This is a genomic window from Roseovarius mucosus (genome assembly GCF_002080415.1).
In the GTDB taxonomy this organism is placed as follows: Bacteria; Pseudomonadota; Alphaproteobacteria; order Rhodobacterales; family Rhodobacteraceae; genus Roseovarius; species Roseovarius mucosus_A.
Genome location: NZ_CP020474.1, coordinates 943,367 through 966,410 on the forward strand (window position 1 = coordinate 943,367; position 23,044 = coordinate 966,410).

The following is a 23,044-nucleotide window of genomic DNA, read 5'->3' on the forward strand; positions in this document are numbered from 1 at the left end:
CTCCGACCGTTCCGGCCTTGTCTTTGGAGACGCGCACCCCGGCACGGGCGCGCGTCCCTGTCCGGCATCAGGTGACGATCTGGATATCCTCATCCACCACGACCGTGGCATCATTGCCCAGCGTGTAGATGTCATAGGTCTGACCGTCGATCTGTGTGCGGCCTGCGGCCTCGGCCCCGGTCAGCGTCACGCGGTCATCCGCGCCCCCCTGAACCAGAACCGTATCGCTATTGCCCGAAAGCGCCAGAACCTGCTCTTCGGTCAGGCTCAATTGCGCCTGATCGCCAAACCGCAGATCAATCGTCTCGATGTCAAAGGCGCTAAGATTGGGATTGGCGATGTTCACAACCGATGTGCTGGTCTCATCCAGCACGACATAGGTGCTCGCGGTATTGCCCCCGGCATCTGTGCTGGTCACCACCAATTGCGAGCCATCCGATACCGGTGCCAACTGGCCTGCCCCGTTGAGAAAGAAGTAATCCGTCTCGCCGGTGAATTGGTTGGCCTGCTCACCCAGTGCCAATTCGCGCACATTGCCGCCCGCATCGACCTGATGAATGCTCACATCGTCCGCGCTCGTTTCCACCGTGGCATTGCGATAGCCGTCGCCCTGCCGGAAATAGCCCACGATCCCCGGTGTCTCAGGCGCGACCATATCGAGCGTCAGGCTGCTCGTGATCTGATGCGTATTGCCTGCCCCATCGGTCGCAAAAACCACCATCGGGGCTTGACCATCCTGCCGGGGAATATCCGCAGTGGGCAAGCTTACAGACCAGTTGCCTGCCGCATCGACCACCGCCTGATAGGTCCGGCCAAAAACCCGCACCTCGGCGCTTGATCCCGGCTCCACCTGCCCGGTCAGAGTAACACCTGCCGCCGCCTCAGAGATGTTGATGATGTTGTCCGATGTCACCGGCCCATCCTGGCTCAGCTCATTGACCAAGGTATCGACCCGCACCGTATCGGTGAGGAATGCGATATTTCCCGCCGGATCGGTCACATCGACCCGCAACGCAACGTCGCGCTCGCCGGGTGCAATCTCATTGGGGCCAAAGCGTGCCACCCAATTTCCATTGGCCGCCACCTGCGCCTCGTGCTGCACCCCGTCGATGGTGACAAATACCCGGCTGCCCGGCTCGATCGTGCCGGTGACGTTGAAACCACCCGTCGCGATGTCATTATTGATGACATCGCGCCCATCGGCCCCAATCGCAAGGTTCAGATCGCTGAGGCTAAGGTTGTCGACCTGCGTATCCACGCGCACCGTCGCCTCGACCTCGGTCGGATTGCCTGCCGCATCGACCGTGCGCGCGCTCACCTCGGGCACATGCGTGCCACGCGTGATCTCGGCGCTTTCATAGCGGCTCTGCCAACGACCTGCGCCATCGGCCTGCACCGTATGCTCCACCCCGTCGAGACTGACAATCACGGTTGCCCCGACATCAGCCGTGCCGGTGACCAGCACGCCAGCATCCGCCTCGGCCCCATTGATCACGCCGTCGCCACCAATCGCCCCCGCGTTCAGCGTCAAAAGACCGGCCTCGGTATCCACACTCACCGCTTGGCGCAACTCGCTGACATTGCCTGCGGCATCCGTGGCCACCGCCACGATATCACCGGTATAAGTGCCGCCCGCGATCTGCGCGCCCGTAAAGCTCGCGGTCCAGCGGCCATCCGCCGCCACCACGGCATCCACCATCGCCGTGCCAAAGGTCAGGCGCACCGTCGAGCCCGGCTCGACCGTGCCGCTCATCGTAAAGCCATCGCCCTGCTCAGCTGCGTTGATCACACCATCGGCCCCACCGGGCGCACCGGTCATGCCGAAATCGCGCACTTCGGTGTCAACACGCACCGAACCGCTTACATCGGCGCGATTGCCCGCTGCATCGACGGATACGGCCGTGACCGGGGCGTCATAGGTTCCCGCCGCCAGCGCGCTGCCCGCGACAGTGGCCACCCAAGCGCCCGACGCATTGGCAACCACATCCTGCGTCACGCCTGCGAATGTGACGGTCACTGTAGCCCCCGGCGTGGCAGTGCCGGTGATCGCCACCTGCCCGCCCGTTTCGACAAGGTTCACCGTGCCGTCGCCCCCGACCGTATCGGTCGCAAGACTCAGATCATTGGCCTCGGTATCCACACTCACCGCTTGGCGCAATTCGCTGACATTGCCTGCGGCATCCGTGGCGACCGCCACGATATCACCGGTATAGGTGCCGCCCGCAATCTGCGCGCCGGTGAATGTCGCGGTCCAGCGGCCATCCGCCGCCACCGCCGCATCCACCACTGCCGTGCCAAAGGTCAGGCGCACCGTCGAGCCCGGCTCGACCGTGCCGCTCATCGTAAAGCCATCGCCCTGCTCAGCGGCGTTGATCACACCATCGGCCCCACCGGGCGCACCGGTCATGCCGAAATCGCGCACTTCAGTGTCAACGCGGAATGTCCCTGTGGTGCTGCTGGCATTGCCCGCCGCATCAACAGTGGTTGCCGTCACCACAGTCTCATATTGCCCACCGGGCAGGGTGCCCGGATCAAATTCTGCTCGCCAGGTGCCATCTTCGCCCACGAGCACATCGCGGGATACACCCTCGACCGTCACCGTGACAGTGGCCCCCGGCGTCGAACTGCCGGTGATTGCCACACCGGCCCCCTCTTCCACCAGATTGACAACACCATCGCCCCCAACCTCAGACGCGTTGATCACAATCGGATGCGGCACCGTATCAATCGCCACAACATCCGTGACCACGGTCGAATTGCCAAACGCATCCGTCGCGGTGATCACCACCGCCACCTCGCGCTCGCCCCCGGGAATATCGGCAGGATCAAACACCACTTCCCACTGACCATCCTCACCGATGACCGTGGTTTCGGTGACGCCCTCGATCACAACGGAAATCTCGGCCCCCGGTTCTCCGCTGCCGGTGATCTCGATGCCGTCCTCATAGTCGTCGGCATTGACGATATCGTCGGTCGACACCACACCATCCTCGATCACCACCTCGGGCGGCGTGGTGTCGATCACCACCACCGGCCCTTCTAGCGTGGTCTCGGTGCCGTCAGGCTCTGTGACGACGACAACCACATCATGCTCGCCATCTTCGGGGAAGGTCTCGTCTTCGAACACGACCTCCCATTTCCCGTCTTCGTCAGCCTCAGTGGTGACCGTCTGATCGCCGATGGTCACATCCACCTCGGATCCCGGTTCGGCATCGCCGGTGATTGTGATCTTGGGATCATCCTGATCCCCGCCAATCGTGATCGTGCCATCCTCATTGACCGTGGGCTCGATCCGACCGCGGCCACCGCCACCATCGCCGCCGCCGCTACCGGCGACAACCGCTGCCGCAGCCCCCGCAGCCCCGACGCCGCCCAACCCCAAAAGACCGCCGCCCCCCAAAAAGGCCGCCCCCAGCATTGACACTTCGTCATCTTCAACCGGCCCCGTCACCTCGTTGCCGCCCAAAAAGATCAGCTCTTCATCCGGGCTCCATTTGGCCCAATTTTCGGTCGGGCCATACTGTGCATAGACCGGCCCATCGCCGCCCTCGCTCAGCGTCACCTCATTGAGATAACCGTCGGCGCTGATGAACAGCCGGCTCACAGGCGCCCCGGTTGCGGAATAATATCCCTCCAGCACAACCACCCTGCCATCTGACAGGTTGATCACAAGGTTAGAGCCATCCCGGGCATAACCCTGAATGTCCATTTGCCGAAGATTAAGAGAAATTTCTTGTCCGTTGCCCGCCGGAATGATGCTTACGCCATCTTGTCCCGGAATTGACCCACGCTGCGAATTGCCCGCATCTGTGCGAGCGACAAAATCAATCGCTTTCATAACACCACCACTCTGACCTCAGGGTTCGGCACTTTGGTGTGCCGATTTGTTTTATTGTGTCTTAATTATCTTTTTTCCGCCGCAATCGCTAGATGTTTTTGATCCCGCCCCCCCAAAATACGCCGCTTTTCCATAGATATGGACAGACTGAGTCTCTTTGAGCACGCCCCACCACACGGCTGAGACGATCAGAAACCCCACAACACAATCAAACCGGACATAGCGCAGGCTGCTCCCAGACGGGGGGTTGACGGGCCGCGCGGCGATCCACACTGTCGGGCAGTTGTTCATTTTGCCATCACAGGACCCTTCCCCGTGACCACTCAGCTTTCCGATACCGTTGGCCTCCTGCGCGAGTTGATCGCGTTTCCCACGATTTCCGAACTCAGTAATCTCGACATGATCGCCTATCTCGGGCACCGCCTCGAATCCGCAGGCGCGCGCGTCGACATCTTTCACGACGATATCGGCCACAAGGCCAATCTCTTTGCCACCATCGGGCCAGAGGTGGACGGCGGCATCGTGCTGTCAGGCCATTCCGATGTGGTGCCGGTGGCCGAACAGGATTGGGCCTCAGACCCGTTCGAACTGACCGAACACGAGGGACGGCTCTATGGGCGCGGCACCTGCGACATGAAAGGCTTTATCGCGGCGGCCACCGCCATGGCCCCCTATTTCGCAGAGCGGGTGCGCGACCGTCCCATTCACTTTGCCTTCACCTATGACGAGGAAGTCGGCTGTTTCGGTGCGCAGGCCTTGGTCGAAAGCCTGCGTGCCCGCAACCTGCGCCCCGGCGTGGCCATCATCGGCGAACCCACGATGATGCGCGTGATCGAAGGGCACAAGGGCTGCTATGAATACACCACCCATTTCTGCGGTTTGGCCGGGCACGGCTCTGCCCCGGACCGGGGCGTGAACGCGGTGGAATACGCGGTGCGCTACGTCAACCGCCTTCTGGAACTCAAAGAGGCGCTGCGCGCCCGCGCCCCCAAAGACAGCCGCTTCGATCCGCCTTGGACCACAATCAACACCGGCTCGCTCAAGGGCGGCGTGGCGCATAACGTCATCGCCTCCAACGCCACCATTGAATGGGAGATGCGCCCCGTTCAGGCCGCCGATGCCAATTTCGTCAAAGAGGACCTGCGCCGCTATTGCGAAGAAATGCTGCTCCCCCGCATGCGCGAGATTTGCCCCGATGCCAGCGTCGTCACCGAAATCATCGGCGAGGTGGACGGGCTCGAACCCACCGATCTGAACGAAGCCCGCGACATCATGATGGAACTCACCGGCGCCAATGGCGCAGATCTCGTGCCCTTCGGCACCGAGGCGGGGCTGTTCCAAAGCTATGGTATGTCGGCGGTCGTCTGCGGCCCCGGCTCGATTGATCAGGCGCACAAGCCCGACGAATACCTCTCGCTCGACCAACTCCAGCAATGTCTCGACATGTTGGGGCGCTTGGGCGATCGGCTTGGGCGCTGAGGGGCGCTCGTTGATCTGCGCGGCGCGCCGCCGCGCTTACACCCGCCGAAACGTCAGGTAATGCGGCACACGCCCTTCGCGCAGCGCCTTTTGCTCGTAGCGCGTCGAAATCCAATCCCCCCAAGGATTGCGCCAATCCGCAGGCCCCTCTGCCAGCCACTCAAAGCCCGCGCGCGGCACTTCCTCTAGGGTCTGGCGCACATAATCGGGAATATCCGTGGCCACACGGAAAATCGCACCCTTTTTCAACACCTTGGCCAGCGGTTCCAGATGCTCTTGCGTCACAAAGCGCCGCCTGTGGTGGCGCGCCTTGGGCCAGGGATCAGGATAAAGCAGAAACGCCCGTGACACCGACGCCTCGGGCAAAACATCAAACATATTGCGGACATCGCCGGGATATACCGCGACATTCTGTGTCTCTGCCGCCCGGATTTTCCCCAAGAGCATCGCCACACCGTTGATGAACGGCTCACAGCCGATGATCCCGACCTGCGGATTTTGCGCGGCCTGATGCACCATATGCTCTCCGCCGCCAAACCCGATCTCAAGCCAGATCTCGCGGTCGCCGAAAAGCGACGGCAAATCAATTTCTTGCCGCTCGGGGTTCACATCCCAATCGACGGCACCCGGTGACAATTTCGCTAGATCTTCGTCCAGATAGGTCTCTTGGCTTGGCCGCAGGGTCTTACCCTTGAACCGGCCATAAAAATTGCGCCAAGGCGCGCCTGTCGGATGTCTGTCTTGGCTCATGCAAACTTAAACTGGCGCGTGAAGATCACGCGCCAGCCCTCTGATCAAACAGCTTTTTTCAGAGCGTCAACCAGATCGGTCCGCTCCCAGCTAAAGCCGCCATCGGCCTCGGGCGCACGCCCGAAATGGCCATAGGCTGCGGTGCGCGCATAGATCGGCCGCGTCAGCGACAGATGCTCACGAATACCGCGCGGCGTCAGGTCCATGCACTGTGCCACGGCCTTTTCAATGGCACTTTCATGCACTTGGCCGGTGCCATGCGTATCGACATAGATCGACAGCGGCTTGGCCACACCAATGGCATAGCTCAGTTGCAGCGTGCAGCGCTGCGCCAGACCGGCCGCGACCACGTTCTTGGCCAGATAGCGCGCGGCATAGGCCGCCGAACGGTCCACCTTGGTCGGATCTTTGCCCGAAAACGCACCACCACCATGCGGGGCCGCGCCACCATAGGTATCCACAATGATCTTGCGCCCCGTCAGGCCCGCATCCCCATCCGGCCCGCCGATCACAAAGGTGCCGGTGGGGTTCACATGCCACTCGGTCTCATCGCTCAGCCAACCTGCAGGCAGAACCTCGCGGATATAGGGCTCTACAATCGCGCGGATGTCATCGCTGGTCTGGCTCTCATCCGCATGCTGCGTCGAAAGCACCAGTTGCGTCACCGCCACCGGGCGACCCCCCTCATAGCGCAACGTCAGCTGCGATTTGGCATCCGGCCCCAGCGTCGGCTCGGCACCGGATTTACGCACCTCCGCCAACCGCTTGAGGATCGCATGCGAATAAAGGATCGGTGCCGGCATGAATTCCGGTGTTTCATCCACGGCATAGCCAAACATGATGCCCTGATCCCCGGCCCCGTCCCGGTCCACACCCTGCGCGATATGCGCCGATTGCGGATGCAGCAGGTTCTGCAATTTCAGAGTACTCCAATGAAAGGCATCCTGCTCATAACCGATGTCGCGCACGCAATCGCGCACGATCCCGTCAATCCGGCCCATGAAATCCTTGAGCCGCGACTGATCACTCAGCCCGACCTCACCGCCGACAACCACGCAATTGGTCGTGGCAAAGGTCTCACAGGCGACCCGCGCATTGGCTTCTTCGGTCAGAAATGCATCAAGAATAGCGTCGGAAATCCGGTCACACACTTTATCCGGATGCCCCTCCGAAACGGATTCGGAAGTGAAAAGGTAATTCTGTCTTGACATGAAGTTGCTCCATTTGATGTCACCGCCACGCCAGGAAGCCGTTGTGGGGGATTAGCGTGTGGTTACGCCCCTCTAGAACCTGCGTCAATGCCTATATGCGCGCGGCCCTGCGCCTGTGATCCAACCGCGACAGCCCCAGCAAAACAAGGAAAATTGCCAGCATCGGCGCATCGCCCAGCCGCGCATAAACCGTGGGCGGCAAAGGTGGCGGCAGCGCCGCATCGCGCCACCCCGCCTCGCCCAAGGGCAAAGACTCAGTCACCCGCCCGGCTGCGTCGATCATTGCCGAAACGCCGGTATTGGCCACCCGGATCATCGGCAGGCCAAATTCCGCACTGCGCAACCGCGCCTGCGCAAGATGCTGATAGGGGCCAGAAAACTTGCCAAACCACGCGTCATTGGTGATGAGCAGGATGAAATCCGCCCGCCCCGGTGCCGCCCGCAAATCCTGCGCGAAAACCCCCTCGTAGCAGATCAGCGGCAGCGCGCGCCCCAGCGCACCCATCTCGATCACCTGTGCCCCCGGACCAGACGAGAACCCCTGCCCGTCCTTAGAGGCCATCCCGTGAATACCCCACTGCGCCAAGACATCCCCATAGGGCATGTATTCGCCAAACGGCACCAGATGATGCTTGTCATAAACCGCCGCCACACTGCCCCCGGCCTCAACCAGCGCCAGCGTGTTGAAAAGACGCAGCTCCTCGCGGCGTTGCAGGCCGACCACCACCGGCACGCCCCCCGCCGCGTCCGAGATCACCTCGAGTGTGCGCGCGGCATTCTCGAGCATCACCGGCACCGCCGTTTCCGGCCAGACGATCAGATCGGGCCGCCCCTCGCCCGCCGCCGAAAACGCCAATTGGCGGTCAAAGAAGCCTTGGATCTTTTCAGGGTCCCATTTCTCATGCTGCGGCGCGTTGGGCTGGATCAACCGCACTATTGCGGCCTCTGGCCCGGCCCCCGCGTCAGGCGTCAGCATCGCTCCGACAGGCCACAAAAGCGCCATAGCCCCCAAGGCAGCAAATCCTGCCCGCGCCCCCGTCAGTGCCATCCACAAGGCCACCGCCGCCAGCAGCACCAGCGCCGTCAACCCAAGCGATCCAAGGTACGAGGCCCAATGCAAAAGTGGCGTGTCGATCAACACATGCCCCGGCTGCGCCCAAGGAAACCCCGTCAGCACATATCCCCGCGCCAGTTCGACCAGCCCCAGACCCCCGACAAACCCCAAGGCACCGCCGCCAAAGGAACGCCCAAGCCCAAGGGCCGCCGCCGCAAAAAGCGCAAGCCCCCCAGATAATCCCAACAGGGCAAAAGGGGCCATCCAGCCATGCCGCGCCACATCGACCAAAAACGGCTCGATGATCCAGTTGAGCGAAACAAGAAAATAGCCGGTGCCAAAGGCCCAGCCGATCCATGCCGCCTGCCGTACACCCGCAGCGCGCAAGAACACCCCGTACAGCAGCGCAAAGGCCAGAATGCTCAGCGGCCATGCCCCGACCGGCGCCTGCCCCAATGCGGCCACGGCCCCCAGCGCCCCCAACACCAGAACACGCCCGCGCCATGACAGGCCCACAACCCGATCAATCAGGGCCGCGGCCCGGCCTGTTTCAGGCATTCTTTGCCTCGGGCAGACGCACGCGCACGCGTTTGATGCGCCGCGGGTCGGCCTCCATCACCTCGATCACCGGCCCGGCGGGATGCTCGATCACCTCGCCACGCACCGGCACCCGGCCAAGCAACATAAAGACCAAACCACCCAGCGTGTCGATTTCTTCCTCATCGACTTCGTCCGCCTCGGTCAGAGACATCCCAATCTCGGCCTCGAAATCCTCAAGCGGGGTCTTGGCAAGGGCCACGTAGCAGCCGGGTTTTTCCTGCGTCCAGTAATGATCTTCGTCGATGTCGTGCTCATCCTCGATCTCGCCCACCACCTGTTCGATCAGGTCCTCGATGGTCACAAGTCCGTCCACCCCGCCATATTCGTCGATCACCAGCGCCATATGCCGCCGCTCGGCCTGCATTTTCTGCAAAAGCACACCAATCGGCATTGACGGCGGCACAAAAAGCAGCGGGCGCAGCATATCTTCGAGCTTGAATTCCTCAGTCTCGCCGTTGAACCCATGCTTCAGCGCAAAATCCTTGAGATGCAGCATGCCGATGGGCGAATCCAAGGTTCCCTCATAGACCGGAAGACGCGACATGCCGCTGTCACGAAACACATGCACAAGGTCTTCTTTGGAAATCGAATTGGGCACCGACACGATATCGGCCTTTGGAATGGCCACATCCTCGACCGCCATATGCCGCAGATTGCCCATGCCCGGCACGCCGTTGGCTTGCGCCGGATGCTCATCCTCAGCCGCTTCGGCCTCATCAGTCGTGGAAAAAACCCCAAGGATCCGGCGAAAAAACCCGCCTGATTCCTCTGTTTCCTTGTCATCGTCAGGCTGCGCGCTCTGCGCTGCCATAGACGATCCGTCGATACTCTCGCCCATCCATCTCTTTCCAGGTGACGGGGCACAGGGCCCCAGCACGGTTAATATGGGTCACTGACCCCAAGTTTGCCAAGTATCTCCACCTCAGTTGTTTCCATGAGAGTGGCATCTTGGTCACGCACGTGATCATAGCCTAGTAAATGTAACACCGCATGAACGATCAGATGCGTCACATGGTCCGCCAGCGGTTTTTCGCCCTCTGCCGCCTCACGCACACAGGTGTCCCAGGCAATCGCAATATCCCCCAGCTCCGGATCGGGGCTAGGCATGGGGGGCGCAGGGCGTACCCCCGGCACCTCCGCCGCCCTCTCTTCGCTGGGCCAACTCAGCACATTGGTCGGCTGCGGCTTGTCGCGGAAATCCTCGTTCAGCACTGCAATCCGCGCATCATCACAGGCCAGAATGCTGATTTCCCAATCCTCGGGGTCCATCGCCAGATGCTCCAGCGTGGCTCTTGCGGCGCGTTCGGCCAAATCCCCCAGCGCCGCCGCCTGCCAGCGGTCGTCCTCGATCACCACATCGCACAGCATGGCGTCTTAACCTTCCGCCTCATAGGCCTCGATGATCGCGGCCACCAGCGGATGCCGCACCACATCCTTGGACGTGAAGTAATTGAAACTGATCTGCGGAATCCGCGTCAACAGCCGCTCCGCATCGGCAAGCCCCGAGGGAACACCGCGCGGCAGGTCGATCTGCGTGCGGTCGCCAGTGATCACCATCCGGCTGCCTTCGCCCAAGCGCGTCAGGAACATCTTCATCTGCATCGAGGTCGCATTCTGCGCCTCATCCAGCACCACAAAGGCATTCGACAGCGTGCGCCCGCGCATGAACGCCAAGGGCGCAATCTCGATCTTTTTCTCTTCGATCAGCTTTTGCACCTGCTTGGCGGGCAGAAAATCGTTCAGCGCATCATAAAGCGGCTGCATATAGGGATCGACCTTGTCCTTCATATCCCCCGGCAAATAGCCCAGCTTTTCACCCGCCTCGACCGCCGGGCGGCTCAGGATGATGCGGTCCACATGCCCCTCGATGAACATATTGACCCCCACAGCCACCGCCAGATAGGTCTTGCCGGTGCCCGCAGGCCCGATGCCAAACGCCAGCTCATGCGCAAACAACGACCGCACATAAGATTTCTGCGCCTCGGTGCGCGGCTCCACATATTTCTTGCGGGTCTTGATCTCGACCGGGCCGCTTTTGAACATCTCAAGCTGATCACCCGCATGTGCGCCAGTCTCGACCTCCGATCCGCCCATGCGCAATTCGCGGTCCACATCGCCGCTCTCAACCGCACGCCCACTCTCCAGCCGGGAATACAGCGCCTGCAACACGCCCGAGGCTTCACGCACCGGTCCATCCTCGCCCAAAACCGACAAGTGATTGCCGCGCCGGACAATCTGCACCGCCAGCTTACGCTCGATTTCGGCTAGGTTTCGATCATATTCGCCGCAGAGGTCAATCAGCAGCATGTTGTCGGGGAATTCGATCACGGACTCTTGCAAAGTGCCCAGATCGGCGGCGGGGGGCGGCGCGTTGTTACCCAAGCATATCTCCCACGGGGTCAGAGGTTCCCCTTTACAGTGCCAAGATGCCGCCGCCTGCGCAAGCAGCCAGCCACGATTCCGTGAAAACCGGCGAAAAAAATGCGGGCCACACCGGGCCCGCACATTGGTTCAGCATATGGGGCAAGCCCGATCAAATCGGATCGCCGATCAGGCTTGTCGAGCCACCTTTGAAATTGCCCGTCGCCACGGTCGGCGGGGCGACACCCGAACAGACCGGCTTGCCGAACTTGTCCAAACGCTGCGACAGATACCCCTCGACGCCATCGTCGATGATCCAATGGTCACAGCCGTTGGGATCAACCCAAATGCCGGCCTGCATCTGACTCAGATGCCCCCGGTCAAAGATATTCCGGTCTACTGTCTTGTCCGGCCCCGCGTCACAGGCGGCCAACATCCCGACGATAGGCAGGGCGAGTGCTAATTTATAGGTTTTCATTGCACAGCCCCCTCAGCGCCAGCACAGGATTTCGACACGGCGATTCTGCGCCATGCCCTCGGCGGTGTTGTTCGACGCCTTGGGCACCCGCTCGCCATAGCCGCGGACATCCGCGATGCTTGCGCCGCTGCTGCGGGCAACCGCCGCAACAGAATTCGCCCGCCGCAGCGACAGGTCCATGTTATACTCATCCGATGCGCGGCTGTCGGTATGGCCAACGATGGTATAGGATACCGCCCCGGCCTGCTGGAAAAACTCTCGCAGGCGCTGCTGCCCAGAGGCGTGGATACGCGCGCTGTCCGTTGCAAAAAGCTGGTCGGTGTTGACAACGCCGCAGAGATTGACCTCGCGACACACCGGAATACCTTGGCGCGTCACATGCGGGCTCATATAGCCCTCAGCCCCGTCATCCATCACCCAATGTTCGCACCCATCGGGGTCCACCCAGATAGTTGGAATATACCGTTCACCGACGACAGTCCGCTGTTGCTGCGCGGATGCGCCACTCGCCATCACCGCGACACCAAGAGCAATGGCACTCGCCCCCCGCATGACCGCGTGAAGCGTATTCGAAATCCTTTTCGTCACGACCCCAGTCCTTTTATTGCCCCCCGGATAGAAGCCGAAAGAAAGGCCCCCAACCACTTAATCATGTCAAATAGTATCAAGTCTTCGCTTAAAGTGAAGCAAATTTCACCACATATTGTGTCCCTTAAGGAAACAATGCCACGCTCTGGCCACAATTCACCCAAAGCATACGAAAATCGCCTAAGAATCAAGAGGACAGCAAACGCCCAGCCAATGAATTGGGGCCGCTCTCGATGATCTCGACCTGACGCAGATCGCCAATCGCGACATCCCCCGTGACATGCACCGCATGCAAATGATCCGACTTGCCCACCATTTGCCCCGGCATCCGCCCCGCCTTTTCAAAGAGCACCCCAACCCTACGCCCGACCATCGCATCTTGTGCGGCGCGCTGCTGACGCGTGATGAGCTCTTGCAAACGATAGAGCCTCTCGGTCTTGACCTCTTCGGGCACCTGCGGACGCTCGGCAGCGGGCGTGCCGGGACGGGTGGAATATTTGAACGAAAACGCAGACCCATAGTTGACCGCCTCGATCAACTCCATCGTCGCCTGAAAATCGGCATCCGTTTCCTCGGGAAACCCGACGATGAAATCCCCCGACAACAGGATATCCGGCCGCGCCGCGCGGATGCGCTCGATCAGCCGCAGATAGCTTTCGGCGGTATGGCTGCGGTTCATCCGCTTAAGGATACGGTCAGACCCGGATTGTACCGGCAAATGCAGATAGGGCATCAGCTTCGCGCACTCCCCATGCGCGGCAATCAGATCATCATCCATGTCATTGGGATGGCTTGTCGTGAACCGGATACGCTCCAGCCCGTCAATCTCGCTCAAGGCCCAGACAAGCCGCGCAAGGCCCCAATCGCCCCCCTCACCGGCCCCGTGATAGGCATTGACGTTCTGACCCAAAAGCGTGATCTCGCGCACGCCGCGCTCGACCAGGTCGCGCGCCTCCTCCAGCACGCGGCCCGCCGGGCGGCTTACCTCGGCCCCGCGCGTATACGGCACCACGCAAAACGCGCAGAACTTGTCGCAACCTTCCTGCACCGTCAAAAACGCCGTCGGCCCGCGCCGCGCCTTTGGCCGGTGCCGCAACGTGTCAAACTTATCCTCAATCGGAAACTCGGTATCGAGCGCCTTTTCCCCCGCGCGCACCCGTGCCTCCATCTCGGGCAGACGGTGATAGCTCTGCGGCCCCACCACCAGATCGACCAGCGGCTGACGGCGCATGATCTCTTCACCCTCGGCCTGTGCGACGCAGCCCGTTACCCCGATCTTCAAATCGGGCTTGTCCAGCTTGAGTTGCTTCATCCGCCCCAGTTCGGAATAGACCTTTTCCGCAGCCTTTTCGCGGATATGACAGGTGTTGAGCAGGATCATATCGGCCTCAGCCGGATCTTGCGTCTCGACATACCCAGACCCGCCCATGGCCTCGGCCATACGCTCGCTGTCATAGACATTCATCTGACAGCCATAGGTCTTGATATAGAGCTTTTTCACATCCGCCATGCGCCCGGCCTCCGCCCTTGGGTTCAAGATGTCTGACTACATCAGGGGAGAGGGCACTTGCAATGCCTCTGCGTTTGGCGGATTCTGCATCCAAAACCAAGGGTAAAGCCGCGCATGACCGCCCCCGATCTCAAGACCTTTCTCGCCAACCCCGGCAAGGCGCTGGCCAAGGGGCCCATCGCCATGGTCTTTGCCGAGGATGAAAGCGAACTCAACTCCACCTTGCGTCACCATCTCGACACCGGCTTTGCCGCCGTGCTGCTCTTTGCCCCCGACAATTTCGCCTTGGCCCGCGACGTGGCAGAGGCACCCGGCCTCAGCCGGATTCGCCATGATCTGTCCTCCGGCGATAGCCTGACCGAGGCCGTGAATGCGGTCATCGCCGCCGCCCCCGGCCTTTGGATGTATTACTGCTACAACGCCGAATACCTGTTCTACCCCTTCTGCGAGACCCGCACCGTGGGTGAAATGCTGGCCTTTCACACCGAAGAACGCCGCGATGCGATGCTGACCTATGTGATCGACCTCTACGCCGGCGATCTGGATCGCTATCCCGATGCCGTGTCCCTTGAGGCCGCGCATATGGACAAATCCGGCTATTACGCCCTCGCCCGTCCCGACCCCGAGAACCACAACCACCCCAGAGAACGGCAGCTCGATTTCTACGGCGGCCTGCGGTGGCGCTACGAAGAACACATCCCCGCCAAACGCCGCAAGATCGACCGCATCGCGATTTTCCGCGCCAAACCGGAACTAAGCTTGCGCGAGGATCACACCTTCTCGGACGAGGAATACAACACCTACGCCTGCCCGTGGCACCACAACCTTACCAGCGCCATCGTGTCCTTTCGCACCGCCAAGGCGCTCAAGCGCAACCCCGGCTCGACCTTTGACATCCACAGCTTCAAATGGCGCAACTCCATCCCGTTCGAATGGCATTCGCGGCAATTGCTCGATCTGGGGCTGATGGAACCGGGACAGTGGTTCTAAGCACGGCTGAAAGCGAACGCACCTAGCCAAAGCGTTCTGGTCATTCAACGATCCGCCAGAACGCTTTACTCTGTCGCCCTCAGCAACAGCGCGGTGATCGGCGCAAGCCCGGCATCCTTGGCCACGTCCACGCCGCCATCCACACCGGCCAGCAGGGCACGAACGGCCTCGTTGCCGTCCATCACGCCCTGCGCCTGCGCCACCAGACGCTGCATCCCGTCATGCACCCCCGGTGCCAGCGCCCGCTCTTGCCATATCGCCAACAGCCCACAAACCCCCAAGGAGACCCCTGCCACCCATGTCCAGCGCCGCGCGCGGCGCGCACGGGCGGCGGTTTTGCTTTCGGCGGGATCGGCAAAATGGCGGATGTGTGTCATGCCCGCTACCTTCCAAATCCACATGGCAAGACTGTGGCAAGAATTCGGCCAGACCCGGGAATAAACCCCGCAGCCCAGCGTTCACCTGACATCCCGGATCACTGCGATCCGGGAATAGGAACGCAACCGCGCCCATGAGCGGCGCTTGAAAAAGGACCAGCACCATGGCTCGACTGACAGGAACCGACAGCGCCGACCGCTTGGTCGGCACCGCCTTTGCGGATCAAATCACCGGCCTTGACGGCAACGATACGATCTTTGGCGGCGGGGGCAATGACGCCATCAATGGCAATGACGACGGCGACCGCCTCGACGGTGGTGCAGGCAATGACACCATCGCGGGCGGCAAGGGCGAAGACACGCTTTTGGGCGGTCTCGGCAATGACCGCCTCACCGATGAAAGCGGCGATGACAGGCTCTTTGGTGGGGATGGCGACGACACGCTCGATGCAGGCGAAGGCAACGACCGCCTCGATGGCGGCACCGGCAATGACCGGATGTTCGGCGGCGAAGGCAATGACACCATGAACGGTGGCACCGGAAATGACGTGATGCACGGCGGTTCCGGCGACGATGTGATGAACGCCGGGGCCGGCGCGGATCGCCTCTTTGGTGGCGAAGGCAATGATGTGATGCGTGGCGGCGGTGGCCGTGACGTGCTCTCGGGTGGCGAGGGCAATGATTTCATCGACGGTGGCCACGGCAATGACCTGATGACCGGCGGCGTGGGGGCCGATACTTTCGTCTTCAAATTCGGGCGCGATGTCATCACCGATTTTGAGCCCGGCGATGATCAGATCGACCTCACCGGCATCAGCGGCCTCAACGATTTCGATGATGTGCTCAGCGCCGCCCGCATCTCGGGCAGCGATGTCGTGCTCGACTTCGGCGCGCATGAACTCACCCTGCGCAATTTCAGCCTGTCACAGCTCGACTCGGATGATTTCATCCTGTGACGTCTTGCGCGCTCCCGCCACCGGCGGGGGCGTGCCCCCGATCAGAGGTTCTCGGCCTGCGGCATCCCCAGCACGTGATAGCCGCCATCAACATGGATGACCTCACCGCTGGTGCAGGCCCCCGCATCGGACGCCAGATAAACCGCCGTGCCACCAATAGCCTCGAGCGTCGCATTGGCGCGCATCGGCGCATTCAGCTCGGTATGGCGAAACGTCTTGCGCGCGCCGCCAATCGCGGCCCCTGCCAGCGTTTTCATCGGGCCGGGGCTGATCGCGTTGACGCGGATACCATCCGGCCCCAGATCATTCGCCAAATAGCGCGTCGCCGATTCCAGCGCCGCCTTGGCCACGCCCATCACATTGTAATTCGGCACAACCTTGTTCGACCCTTGATAGGTCAGGGTCAGCAGACAGCCGCCGTTGTCCTTCATCATCGGATAGGCGCGCCGCGCCACCTCGATAAGAGAATAGGCCGAGATTTCCAGCGAATGCTTGAAATTGGCGCGGCTGGTGTTCAGGAACCGCCCGGTCAATTCCGACTTGTCGGAATAAGCCACCGCATGCACCACGAAATCAATCGTCGGCCACCGCGCCGCCAGCGCCCCAAAGGCCGCATCAAGCGAGGCATCATCGGTCACATCGACATCGAGCAGCAGGTCAGAGCCAACGCTCGCCGCCAAGGGCTCCACCCGCTTGGCGAAATTCTCGCCCTGATAGGAAAAGGCCAGCTCCGCCCCCGCCGCATGCATCGCCCGTGCAATGCCCCAAGCGATAGAGCGGTCATTGGCCACCCCCATGATCAGGCCGCGCTTGCCCTGCATCGCAATCGTCATCTCATCTCACCCGTGAAATTTGCTCAGCAACATCGAGCCATTGGTGCCGCCAAAACCAAAGGAATTCGTCATCACCGTATCCAGTCCGGCCTTGTCCACCCGCACCGTGGCAATCTCGGCCGGATCAAGGGCCGGATCGAGCGTCTCAACATTGATCGACGGGGCAATGAAATCGTTTTCCAGCATCAAAAGGCAGTAAATCGCCTCTTGCGCGCCGGTGGCCCCTTGGGAATGCCCTGTCATCGACTTGGTGGAACTGATCGGCGGGGTGCTGCCCTGCCCAAAGACCCGGCGCACCGCCTCAACCTCGCCCACATCGCCGACAGGCGTCGAGGTGCCATGCGCGTTGATATAGCTCACGCGGCGTCCCTCAGGCAGTGTCGCCACCGCCAAACGCATCGCGCGTTCGCCGCCCTCGCCCGAAGGTGCCACCATATCGGCCCCGTCCGACGTCGCGCCATAGCCCGTCACTTCGGCATAGATCTTGGCCCCGCGCGCCTTCGCCCGCTCCAACTCTTCCAGGACGACAATACCGCCCCCCGCCGAGATCACGAACCCGTCGCGCCCCACGTCAAAGGCCCGGCTCGCAGTCTCGGGCGTGTCATTGTACTTGGACGACATCGCGCCCATCGCATCAAAGAGGCACGACAGCGACCAATCCAATTCCTCTCCACCACCTGCAAACATCACATCCTGCTTGCCGAACATGATCTGCTCTGCAGCATGGCCGATACAATGCAGGCTTGTGGAACAGGCCGAGGTAATCGAATAGTTCAGACCCTTGATCTTGTAGGACGTGGCCAGATTGGCCGAAATCGTCGAACACATGGTCTTGGGCACAGCAAACGGCCCGATCCGCTTGGTCGATCCGGTGTCCAGCGCCACCTGATGCGCCGCCAGCATGGCACTGGTCGATGGCCCGCCCGATCCCGCAACAACCCCGGTGCGCGGGTTGATCACGTCTTTTTCCTCAAGCCCCGCATCGGCAATGGCCTGCGCCATGGCGATATGCGCATAGGCCGCCCCGCCCCCCATGAACCGCAACGCGCGCTTGTCCACATGCTCGGTCACATCGAGCTTGATCGCCCCGGCCACCCGGCTGCGAAAGCCATGCTCGGCCATAGCCTCATTCGCGGTGATGCCCGAGCGCCCCTCTCGGAGCGATGCCAGAACCTCTTGGGCGTTGTTGCCAATGCTGGAGACGATCCCCAGACCTGTGACGACGACACGACGCATGGGTGCCTCCCTCTGCTTTGTTACAGCCTCTGTAAGACAGCGTGACTTGAGGGGCAAGCGGTTAGCGGGACGATCCGCGCAACACCGCGCGCACTGGTCACCCTTTGCGCAGAAGCCCGGCCAGATATGCAAGCGCGGGCTTCATAGGTTAACGCCCCGCACACCCGCAAAGGTTAAGCCTCCGACAACCGCCCGCCCGCGCATCGCACATGACGCAGCACGAGGCCGCGACCTTACAAAATCCCCTGACAAACCTTACAGAGATTACACGCGCCAGATGCCCGCACAGGGCCTGATCCGGGCCTGATCCGGGGCCTCGCATATTCAGCGCATTCGCCTATTTGCGGAAAACTGCCTCGCCCTGCTCGTCGATAACCTGCTTGGCCTTGCGCACGCAAAACGCCCGCGCCTCATCAAGGCTGGCAATGGTATCGGCCCGCAAAAGCTGGTGAACCTTCACCTCGCCCGCGATGTCCTTTTCAATCCGCGCCGCCACGCGGTATCCCCCATCTGCCGCCTGTGGCGCGGGGAAGATACGGAAATCCTTATAAATTTCCGGCTGCGCCTCAGGCTCTGCTTTGGGCTTGCCCCCAAACAATCGCGACAGGATCGACATACGGCCTCCAGATTATGCACCGTAGGGTGCGCATTCATTGCGCACCCCATAACCCCCTGTTTTCAAACGTGGGCTTTCACCCAGCTCATTGATCCAGAAAACTCCGCAGCTTGCGGCTCCGGCTCGGATGCTTCAGCTTGCGCAGCGCTTTGGCTTCGATCTGCCGGATACGTTCGCGGGTGACAGAGAACTGTTGCCCCACCTCTTCCAGCGTATGATCGGTGTTCATGCCGATACCAAACCGCATCCGCAACACCCGCTCTTCGCGCGGTGTGAGCGATGACAGAACCCGTGTCGTGGTTTCCTTGAGGTTGTCCTGAATAGCGCTATCCAACGGAAGAATAACGTTTTTATCCTCAATGAAATCACCAAGCTGGCTGTCTTCCTCGTCGCCAATCGGGGTCTCGAGCGAAATCGGCTCCTTGGCGATCTTCATCACCTTGCGGACCTTTTCCAGCGGCATTTGCAGCTTTTCGGCCAGTTCCTCGGGCGTTGGTTCGCGGCCAATCTCGTGCAGCATCTGACGACCCGTGCGCACCAGCTTGTTGATCGTCTCGATCATATGCACCGGAATCCGGATGGTGCGCGCCTGATCCGCGATCGAGCGGGTGATCGCCTGACGGATCCACCAGGTCGCATAGGTGCTGAATTTATAGCCCCGGCGATACTCGAACTTATCCACCGCCTTCATCAGGCCGATATTGCCTTCCTGAATAAGATCAAGGAATTGCAGGCCACGGTTGGTGTATTTCTTGGCAATCGAAATCACCAGACGCAGGTTGGCTTCGACCATTTCCTTCTTGGCTTGGCGCGCCTCTTTCTCGCCCTTCTGCACTTGCTGCACGATGCGGCGGAATTCGGAAATGTCCAAACCCACATACTGCCCCACCTGCGCCATGTCGGCGCGCAACTCGGCTACCTTTTCAGGGCTGCGCTCAATGAACATCTGCCAGCCGCGCCCGGCCTTGCGGGCCATATCGTCCAACCAGTTGGGATCAAGCTCGCGACCGCGATATTCTTCAATGAATTCAGAACGGTTGATACGCGCCTGATCGGCCAGTTTGACCATGGCACTGTCGATCTGCATGATCCGGCGGTTGATGCCGTAAAGCTGATCAATCAGCGCCTCGATCCGGTTGTTGTGCAGATGCAGCTCGTTAACCAGCTCGACAATCTCGCTGCGCAGGGTCTGATAGGTGGCTTCCTGCTCGCGGCTGAACGATCCATCCTCGTTCAGCGTGGCCGAAATCCGGCTATCCTGCATCTCGCTCAGCTTGGCATAATCCGCCGCAATCCGGTCCAGCGTATCCAGAACGCGCGGCTTGAGCGCGGCTTCCATCGCCGCAAGGCTCATATTGGCCTGTTCGTCGTCCTCGTCATCGTCGTCGGAATGGATCGGATTGCCATCGGCATCCAGATCAGGCTCGCTGTCATCACGCCCCATACCGCCGGGGGCGCTGGTCACATTGGCAGCCCCCACCACCGGCTCGGCGTCTTCGTCGCCCAATTGCGTGCCAAACGTGGCCTCAAGGTCGATCACATCGCGCAACAGGATGTCTTCACCCAAAAGTTCGTCGCGCCAGATGGTAATCGCCTGAAAGGTCAGCGGGCTTTCGCAGAGACCTGCGATCATTGTGTTGCGCCCGGCTTCGATCCGCTTGGCGATGGCAATCTCGCCCTCACGGCTCAAAAGCTCGACAGATCCCATCTCGCGCAGATACATCCGCACCGGGTCATCTGTACGGTCGAGCTTTTCTTCCTTGCCCGAGCCAAGGGTGATCTCGCCCCGTCGCCCGATCTCGGCAACGGCGGTCGAACGCCCCTCTTCCTCTTCCGCATCCTCGGCCTCGATGATGTTGATCCCCATTTCCGAGAGCATCGACATCACGTCTTCGATCTGTTCCGACGACACCTGATCCGGGGGCAAAACCTCGTTCAGCTGGTCATAGGTGATAAAGCCCTTTTCCCGCGCCTCCGCGATCATCCGCTTGACCGCCGCCTGGCTCATGTCGAGCGAAACCTCGGCTTCGGCTTCCTCTGGCTTATCGTCGTCGGTATCTTTGGCGGCCATGAATGACTCCTCGGCTATGGGCGGGGCGGGTGATTCGGTTGACCCGAATCAATAGCGTGTTCTGTTGATTCGCACACCCGTCTACCCTGATTTATTCGGCGCTTCCTTACGAAAACAATCATCGTCCCGGTTTAGAAAAGGTTATCTTGTCGAGCAAGGCGTCGAACTGTTGTTTCTCATCTCGTTTGATCCGCGCGCCATTTTCGCCCAAATCATATTCCGCCCGGTCCTCTTGCTGGCTGCGCACAGCACGATTTCGCGCCTCGGCCGCCTGCCCCAGACGATACGTCAGTGACTCGTCCACAAGCCCCTCAATATCCTCGGTCGCCTCGGACAGCTCTGCCATCCAGCCGCGTTGGGCCGTCAGTTTGGCAAATTCTTCGGTCAGGGTCAGGATGGCAAGCTCCTCATCTCCGGGGCGCCGCACCGGCGGGATGAGCGCGACATGGGGCAAAGTCATCAGCTTTTCAAGGGGGGCCGATCCGATCTCGGCTTCAATCCGGGCGCGCAAGCCCTCGGCACCGCTTACCGCATGGCGCAGGATCAGGTCCCGCAGCCGGGCCAAATCAGGGTCTCGACACTCAAGCCTTTCAAGACCTGCCTCGAACCGCGCAGCCACGGACGGGCACGAGAAGAGCGTCGCAATAACCACCGCCTCGCGCAGATGCACCGTGCCATCCCCGCCCGCAGCCACCAAGAGCGAGGATTTGGTCGCCGCCCGCGCCGGTTCCGGCGGTGGCCATTTGCCGCCACGGGCACGGGGCGTAAAACCGGTGCTCCGGCGCGGATTGAACAGCTGCCACCGCAGGTCCTTGATCGCCTGCCCGTAATGGCTGCGAATCGACGGGTCGCGAATCAACATGATCTTTTCACGCAGCACCTTGTCGAGCGCCGCCCTACGCTCGGGGCTGTCATAATCGCGCCCTTCGGTCTCGCGCTGCCACAAAAGCTGCACCATCGGCAGCGCCGCATCAATCCGCCCCTGCACCGCGCCCGCCCCCTCGGACCGCAAGAGATCGTCCGGGTCTTTGCCCTCGGGCATCAACGCAAACCGCAGCGATTTGCCCGCCTGCAAAAGCGGAAGCGCCAGATCAATCACCCGGTAGGCCGCGCGCAGCCCCGCCGTATCGCCATCAAGAGCAATCACCGGCTCTGGGCTGATCCGCCACATAAGCTGCAACTGATGCTCGGTCACAGCCGTGCCCAAGGGGGCCACCGCCGCACCAAATCCCGCCGCCACAAGGGCGATCACATCCATATAGCCCTCGGCCACGATCAGCGTTTGGCCCTTGCCCGATGCCTCCCGCGCAGGCCCGTGATTGTAGAGCGTATGAGATTTGTCAAAAAGCTCGGTTTCCGGCGAATTCAGATACTTGGCCGGGTCATCTGGGTCCATTGCCCGCCCGCCAAAGGCAATGCAGCGCCCGCGCGCATCGCGAATGGGAAACATGATCCGGTTGCGAAATGTGTCATAGGGCTTGCCACCCTTCTGGCTTTCCTTGGCCAAACCGCAGGCAAGGATCATGTCAGGCGGCACGCCCTTGCCCGTCAGATGCTCCCACAGCCCCTGCCAGCCATCGGGCGCAAAGCCTATGTCGAATTGCGCCTGCGTCGCCTCAGCCAGCTTGCGACCCTTGAGATAGTCACGCGCCGCCGCCCCGGCCCCGCTGCGCAGGTGCAGGCCAAAAAATTTGACCGCCTGCTCCATCACCTCGATCAACTGCCCGCGCCGATCCGCCTTGGCCTGCGCCTGCGGATCGCGCTCGGGCATCGGCATACCCGCCTCTGCCGCAAGGATTTTCACCGCTTCCATGAAATCGACATTCTCGGTCTCACGGACAAAGGCAATCGCATTGCCCTTGGCGTGACAGCCAAAGCAATAGTAAAACCCCTTGCGGTCATCCACATGAAAAGACGCGGTTTTTTCTTGGTGGAACGGGCAAGGTGCCCACATATCGCCCTTGCCTGGATTTGACTTGCGATTGTCCCACGTCACTTTGCGCCCAACCACATGGGAGAGCGACAGGCGGTTTTGCAACTCGTCTAAAAATCCGGGGGGCAGGCTCATGCCCCTATATTGGGCGCGCGCCGCTCAG

The 23,044-nt window shown here is 61.2% G+C and carries 19 protein-coding genes and 1 riboswitch; of the genes, 3 read left to right on the plus strand and 16 right to left on the minus strand.

Features of this window, described 5'->3' with window-relative positions; all coding sequences use genetic code 11:
• Positions 1-67: 67 nt before the first annotated feature.
• Complete coding sequence (locus tag ROSMUCSMR3_RS04570) at positions 68-3,838, minus strand: Ig-like domain-containing protein (RefSeq protein WP_081506593.1); 3,771 nt, start codon at positions 3,836-3,838, stop codon at positions 68-70.
• 315 nt (positions 3,839-4,153) lie between these two features.
• Here ROSMUCSMR3_RS04570 and argE point away from each other — a divergent pair, with 315 nt between their 5' ends.
• The gene (argE, locus tag ROSMUCSMR3_RS04575) at positions 4,154-5,317 is read left to right on the plus strand and encodes an acetylornithine deacetylase (protein WP_008280411.1); all 1,164 of its coding nucleotides are present in this window, start codon (positions 4,154-4,156) and stop codon (positions 5,315-5,317) included.
• A gap of 36 nt (positions 5,318-5,353) precedes the next feature.
• On the opposite strand, the gene trmB is transcribed toward argE, so the two are convergent.
• The 9 genes from trmB to miaB all read right to left on the minus strand — a co-directional run bounded on the left by trmB (position 5,354) and on the right by miaB (position 13,869).
• Positions 5,354-6,067, minus strand: a complete 714-nt coding sequence (trmB, locus tag ROSMUCSMR3_RS04580; RefSeq protein ID WP_008280412.1) for a tRNA (guanine(46)-N(7))-methyltransferase TrmB — start codon at positions 6,065-6,067, stop codon at positions 5,354-5,356.
• 44 nt (positions 6,068-6,111) lie between these two features.
• Positions 6,112-7,278, minus strand: coding sequence for a methionine adenosyltransferase (gene metK, locus ROSMUCSMR3_RS04585; RefSeq protein ID WP_081506594.1), 1,167 nt, complete (start codon positions 7,276-7,278; stop codon positions 6,112-6,114).
• 5 nt (positions 7,279-7,283) lie between these two features.
• Positions 7,284-7,331: riboswitch (SAM-SAH riboswitch) on the minus strand.
• A gap of 38 nt (positions 7,332-7,369) precedes the next feature.
• Positions 7,370-8,890: an apolipoprotein N-acyltransferase gene (gene lnt, locus ROSMUCSMR3_RS04590; protein ID WP_081506595.1), complete on the minus strand. Its 1,521-nt coding sequence runs from the start codon at positions 8,888-8,890 to the stop codon at positions 7,370-7,372.
• The gene (locus ROSMUCSMR3_RS04595; protein WP_081506596.1) at positions 8,883-9,770 is read right to left on the minus strand and encodes a hemolysin family protein; all 888 of its coding nucleotides are present in this window, start codon (positions 9,768-9,770) and stop codon (positions 8,883-8,885) included. Before ROSMUCSMR3_RS04595 ends, lnt begins: the two co-directional genes overlap by 8 nt.
• Positions 9,771-9,811: 41 nt before the next feature.
• Positions 9,812-10,300, minus strand: coding sequence for an rRNA maturation RNase YbeY (gene ybeY / locus ROSMUCSMR3_RS04600; RefSeq protein ID WP_081506597.1), 489 nt, complete (start codon positions 10,298-10,300; stop codon positions 9,812-9,814).
• A gap of 6 nt (positions 10,301-10,306) precedes the next feature.
• Positions 10,307-11,239 carry a PhoH family protein gene (locus tag ROSMUCSMR3_RS04605; RefSeq protein ID WP_232279184.1) on the minus strand — a complete coding sequence of 311 codons (933 nt, stop codon included), beginning with the start codon at positions 11,237-11,239 and terminating at the stop codon, positions 10,307-10,309.
• A 226-nt stretch (positions 11,240-11,465) separates the two neighbouring features.
• Complete coding sequence (locus ROSMUCSMR3_RS04610; protein WP_037297429.1) at positions 11,466-11,771, minus strand: hypothetical protein; 306 nt, start codon at positions 11,769-11,771, stop codon at positions 11,466-11,468.
• A gap of 12 nt (positions 11,772-11,783) precedes the next feature.
• The gene (locus ROSMUCSMR3_RS04615) at positions 11,784-12,323 is read right to left on the minus strand and encodes an OmpA family protein (protein ID WP_008280420.1); all 540 of its coding nucleotides are present in this window, start codon (positions 12,321-12,323) and stop codon (positions 11,784-11,786) included.
• Positions 12,324-12,546: 223 nt separating this feature from the next.
• Positions 12,547-13,869: a tRNA (N6-isopentenyl adenosine(37)-C2)-methylthiotransferase MiaB gene (gene miaB, locus ROSMUCSMR3_RS04620; RefSeq protein WP_081506598.1), complete on the minus strand. Its 1,323-nt coding sequence runs from the start codon at positions 13,867-13,869 to the stop codon at positions 12,547-12,549.
• A 114-nt stretch (positions 13,870-13,983) separates the two neighbouring features.
• Between miaB and ROSMUCSMR3_RS04625 the strand changes: the two genes are divergently transcribed.
• The gene (locus ROSMUCSMR3_RS04625; protein WP_081506599.1) at positions 13,984-14,859 is read left to right on the plus strand and encodes a glycosyltransferase family 2 protein; all 876 of its coding nucleotides are present in this window, start codon (positions 13,984-13,986) and stop codon (positions 14,857-14,859) included.
• Positions 14,860-14,924: 65 nt separating this feature from the next.
• On the opposite strand, the gene ROSMUCSMR3_RS04630 is transcribed toward ROSMUCSMR3_RS04625, so the two are convergent.
• Positions 14,925-15,236 (minus strand): hypothetical protein, encoded by a 312-nt coding sequence (locus ROSMUCSMR3_RS04630; RefSeq protein ID WP_081506600.1) that lies wholly within the window; start codon positions 15,234-15,236, stop codon positions 14,925-14,927.
• Between the two features lie 164 nt (positions 15,237-15,400).
• Between ROSMUCSMR3_RS04630 and ROSMUCSMR3_RS04635 the strand changes: the two genes are divergently transcribed.
• Positions 15,401-16,192, plus strand: a complete 792-nt coding sequence (locus ROSMUCSMR3_RS04635) for a calcium-binding protein (RefSeq protein WP_008280424.1) — start codon at positions 15,401-15,403, stop codon at positions 16,190-16,192.
• A gap of 41 nt (positions 16,193-16,233) precedes the next feature.
• On the opposite strand, the gene ROSMUCSMR3_RS04640 is transcribed toward ROSMUCSMR3_RS04635, so the two are convergent.
• The 5 genes from ROSMUCSMR3_RS04640 to dnaG form a co-directional block, all read right to left on the minus strand.
• The gene (locus ROSMUCSMR3_RS04640; RefSeq protein ID WP_081506601.1) at positions 16,234-17,025 is read right to left on the minus strand and encodes an enoyl-ACP reductase FabI; all 792 of its coding nucleotides are present in this window, start codon (positions 17,023-17,025) and stop codon (positions 16,234-16,236) included.
• 6 nt (positions 17,026-17,031) lie between these two features.
• The gene (gene fabB / locus ROSMUCSMR3_RS04645) at positions 17,032-18,261 is read right to left on the minus strand and encodes a beta-ketoacyl-ACP synthase I (RefSeq protein WP_008280426.1); all 1,230 of its coding nucleotides are present in this window, start codon (positions 18,259-18,261) and stop codon (positions 17,032-17,034) included.
• Positions 18,262-18,598: 337 nt separating this feature from the next.
• Positions 18,599-18,877 carry an HlyU family transcriptional regulator gene (locus tag ROSMUCSMR3_RS04650; RefSeq protein WP_008280427.1) on the minus strand — a complete coding sequence of 93 codons (279 nt, stop codon included), beginning with the start codon at positions 18,875-18,877 and terminating at the stop codon, positions 18,599-18,601.
• A gap of 85 nt (positions 18,878-18,962) precedes the next feature.
• Positions 18,963-20,948: an RNA polymerase sigma factor RpoD gene (gene rpoD / locus ROSMUCSMR3_RS04655; RefSeq protein WP_008280428.1), complete on the minus strand. Its 1,986-nt coding sequence runs from the start codon at positions 20,946-20,948 to the stop codon at positions 18,963-18,965.
• Between the two features lie 118 nt (positions 20,949-21,066).
• Positions 21,067-23,016, minus strand: coding sequence for a DNA primase (gene dnaG, locus ROSMUCSMR3_RS04660; protein ID WP_081506602.1), 1,950 nt, complete (start codon positions 23,014-23,016; stop codon positions 21,067-21,069).
• Positions 23,017-23,044 lie beyond the last annotated feature (28 nt).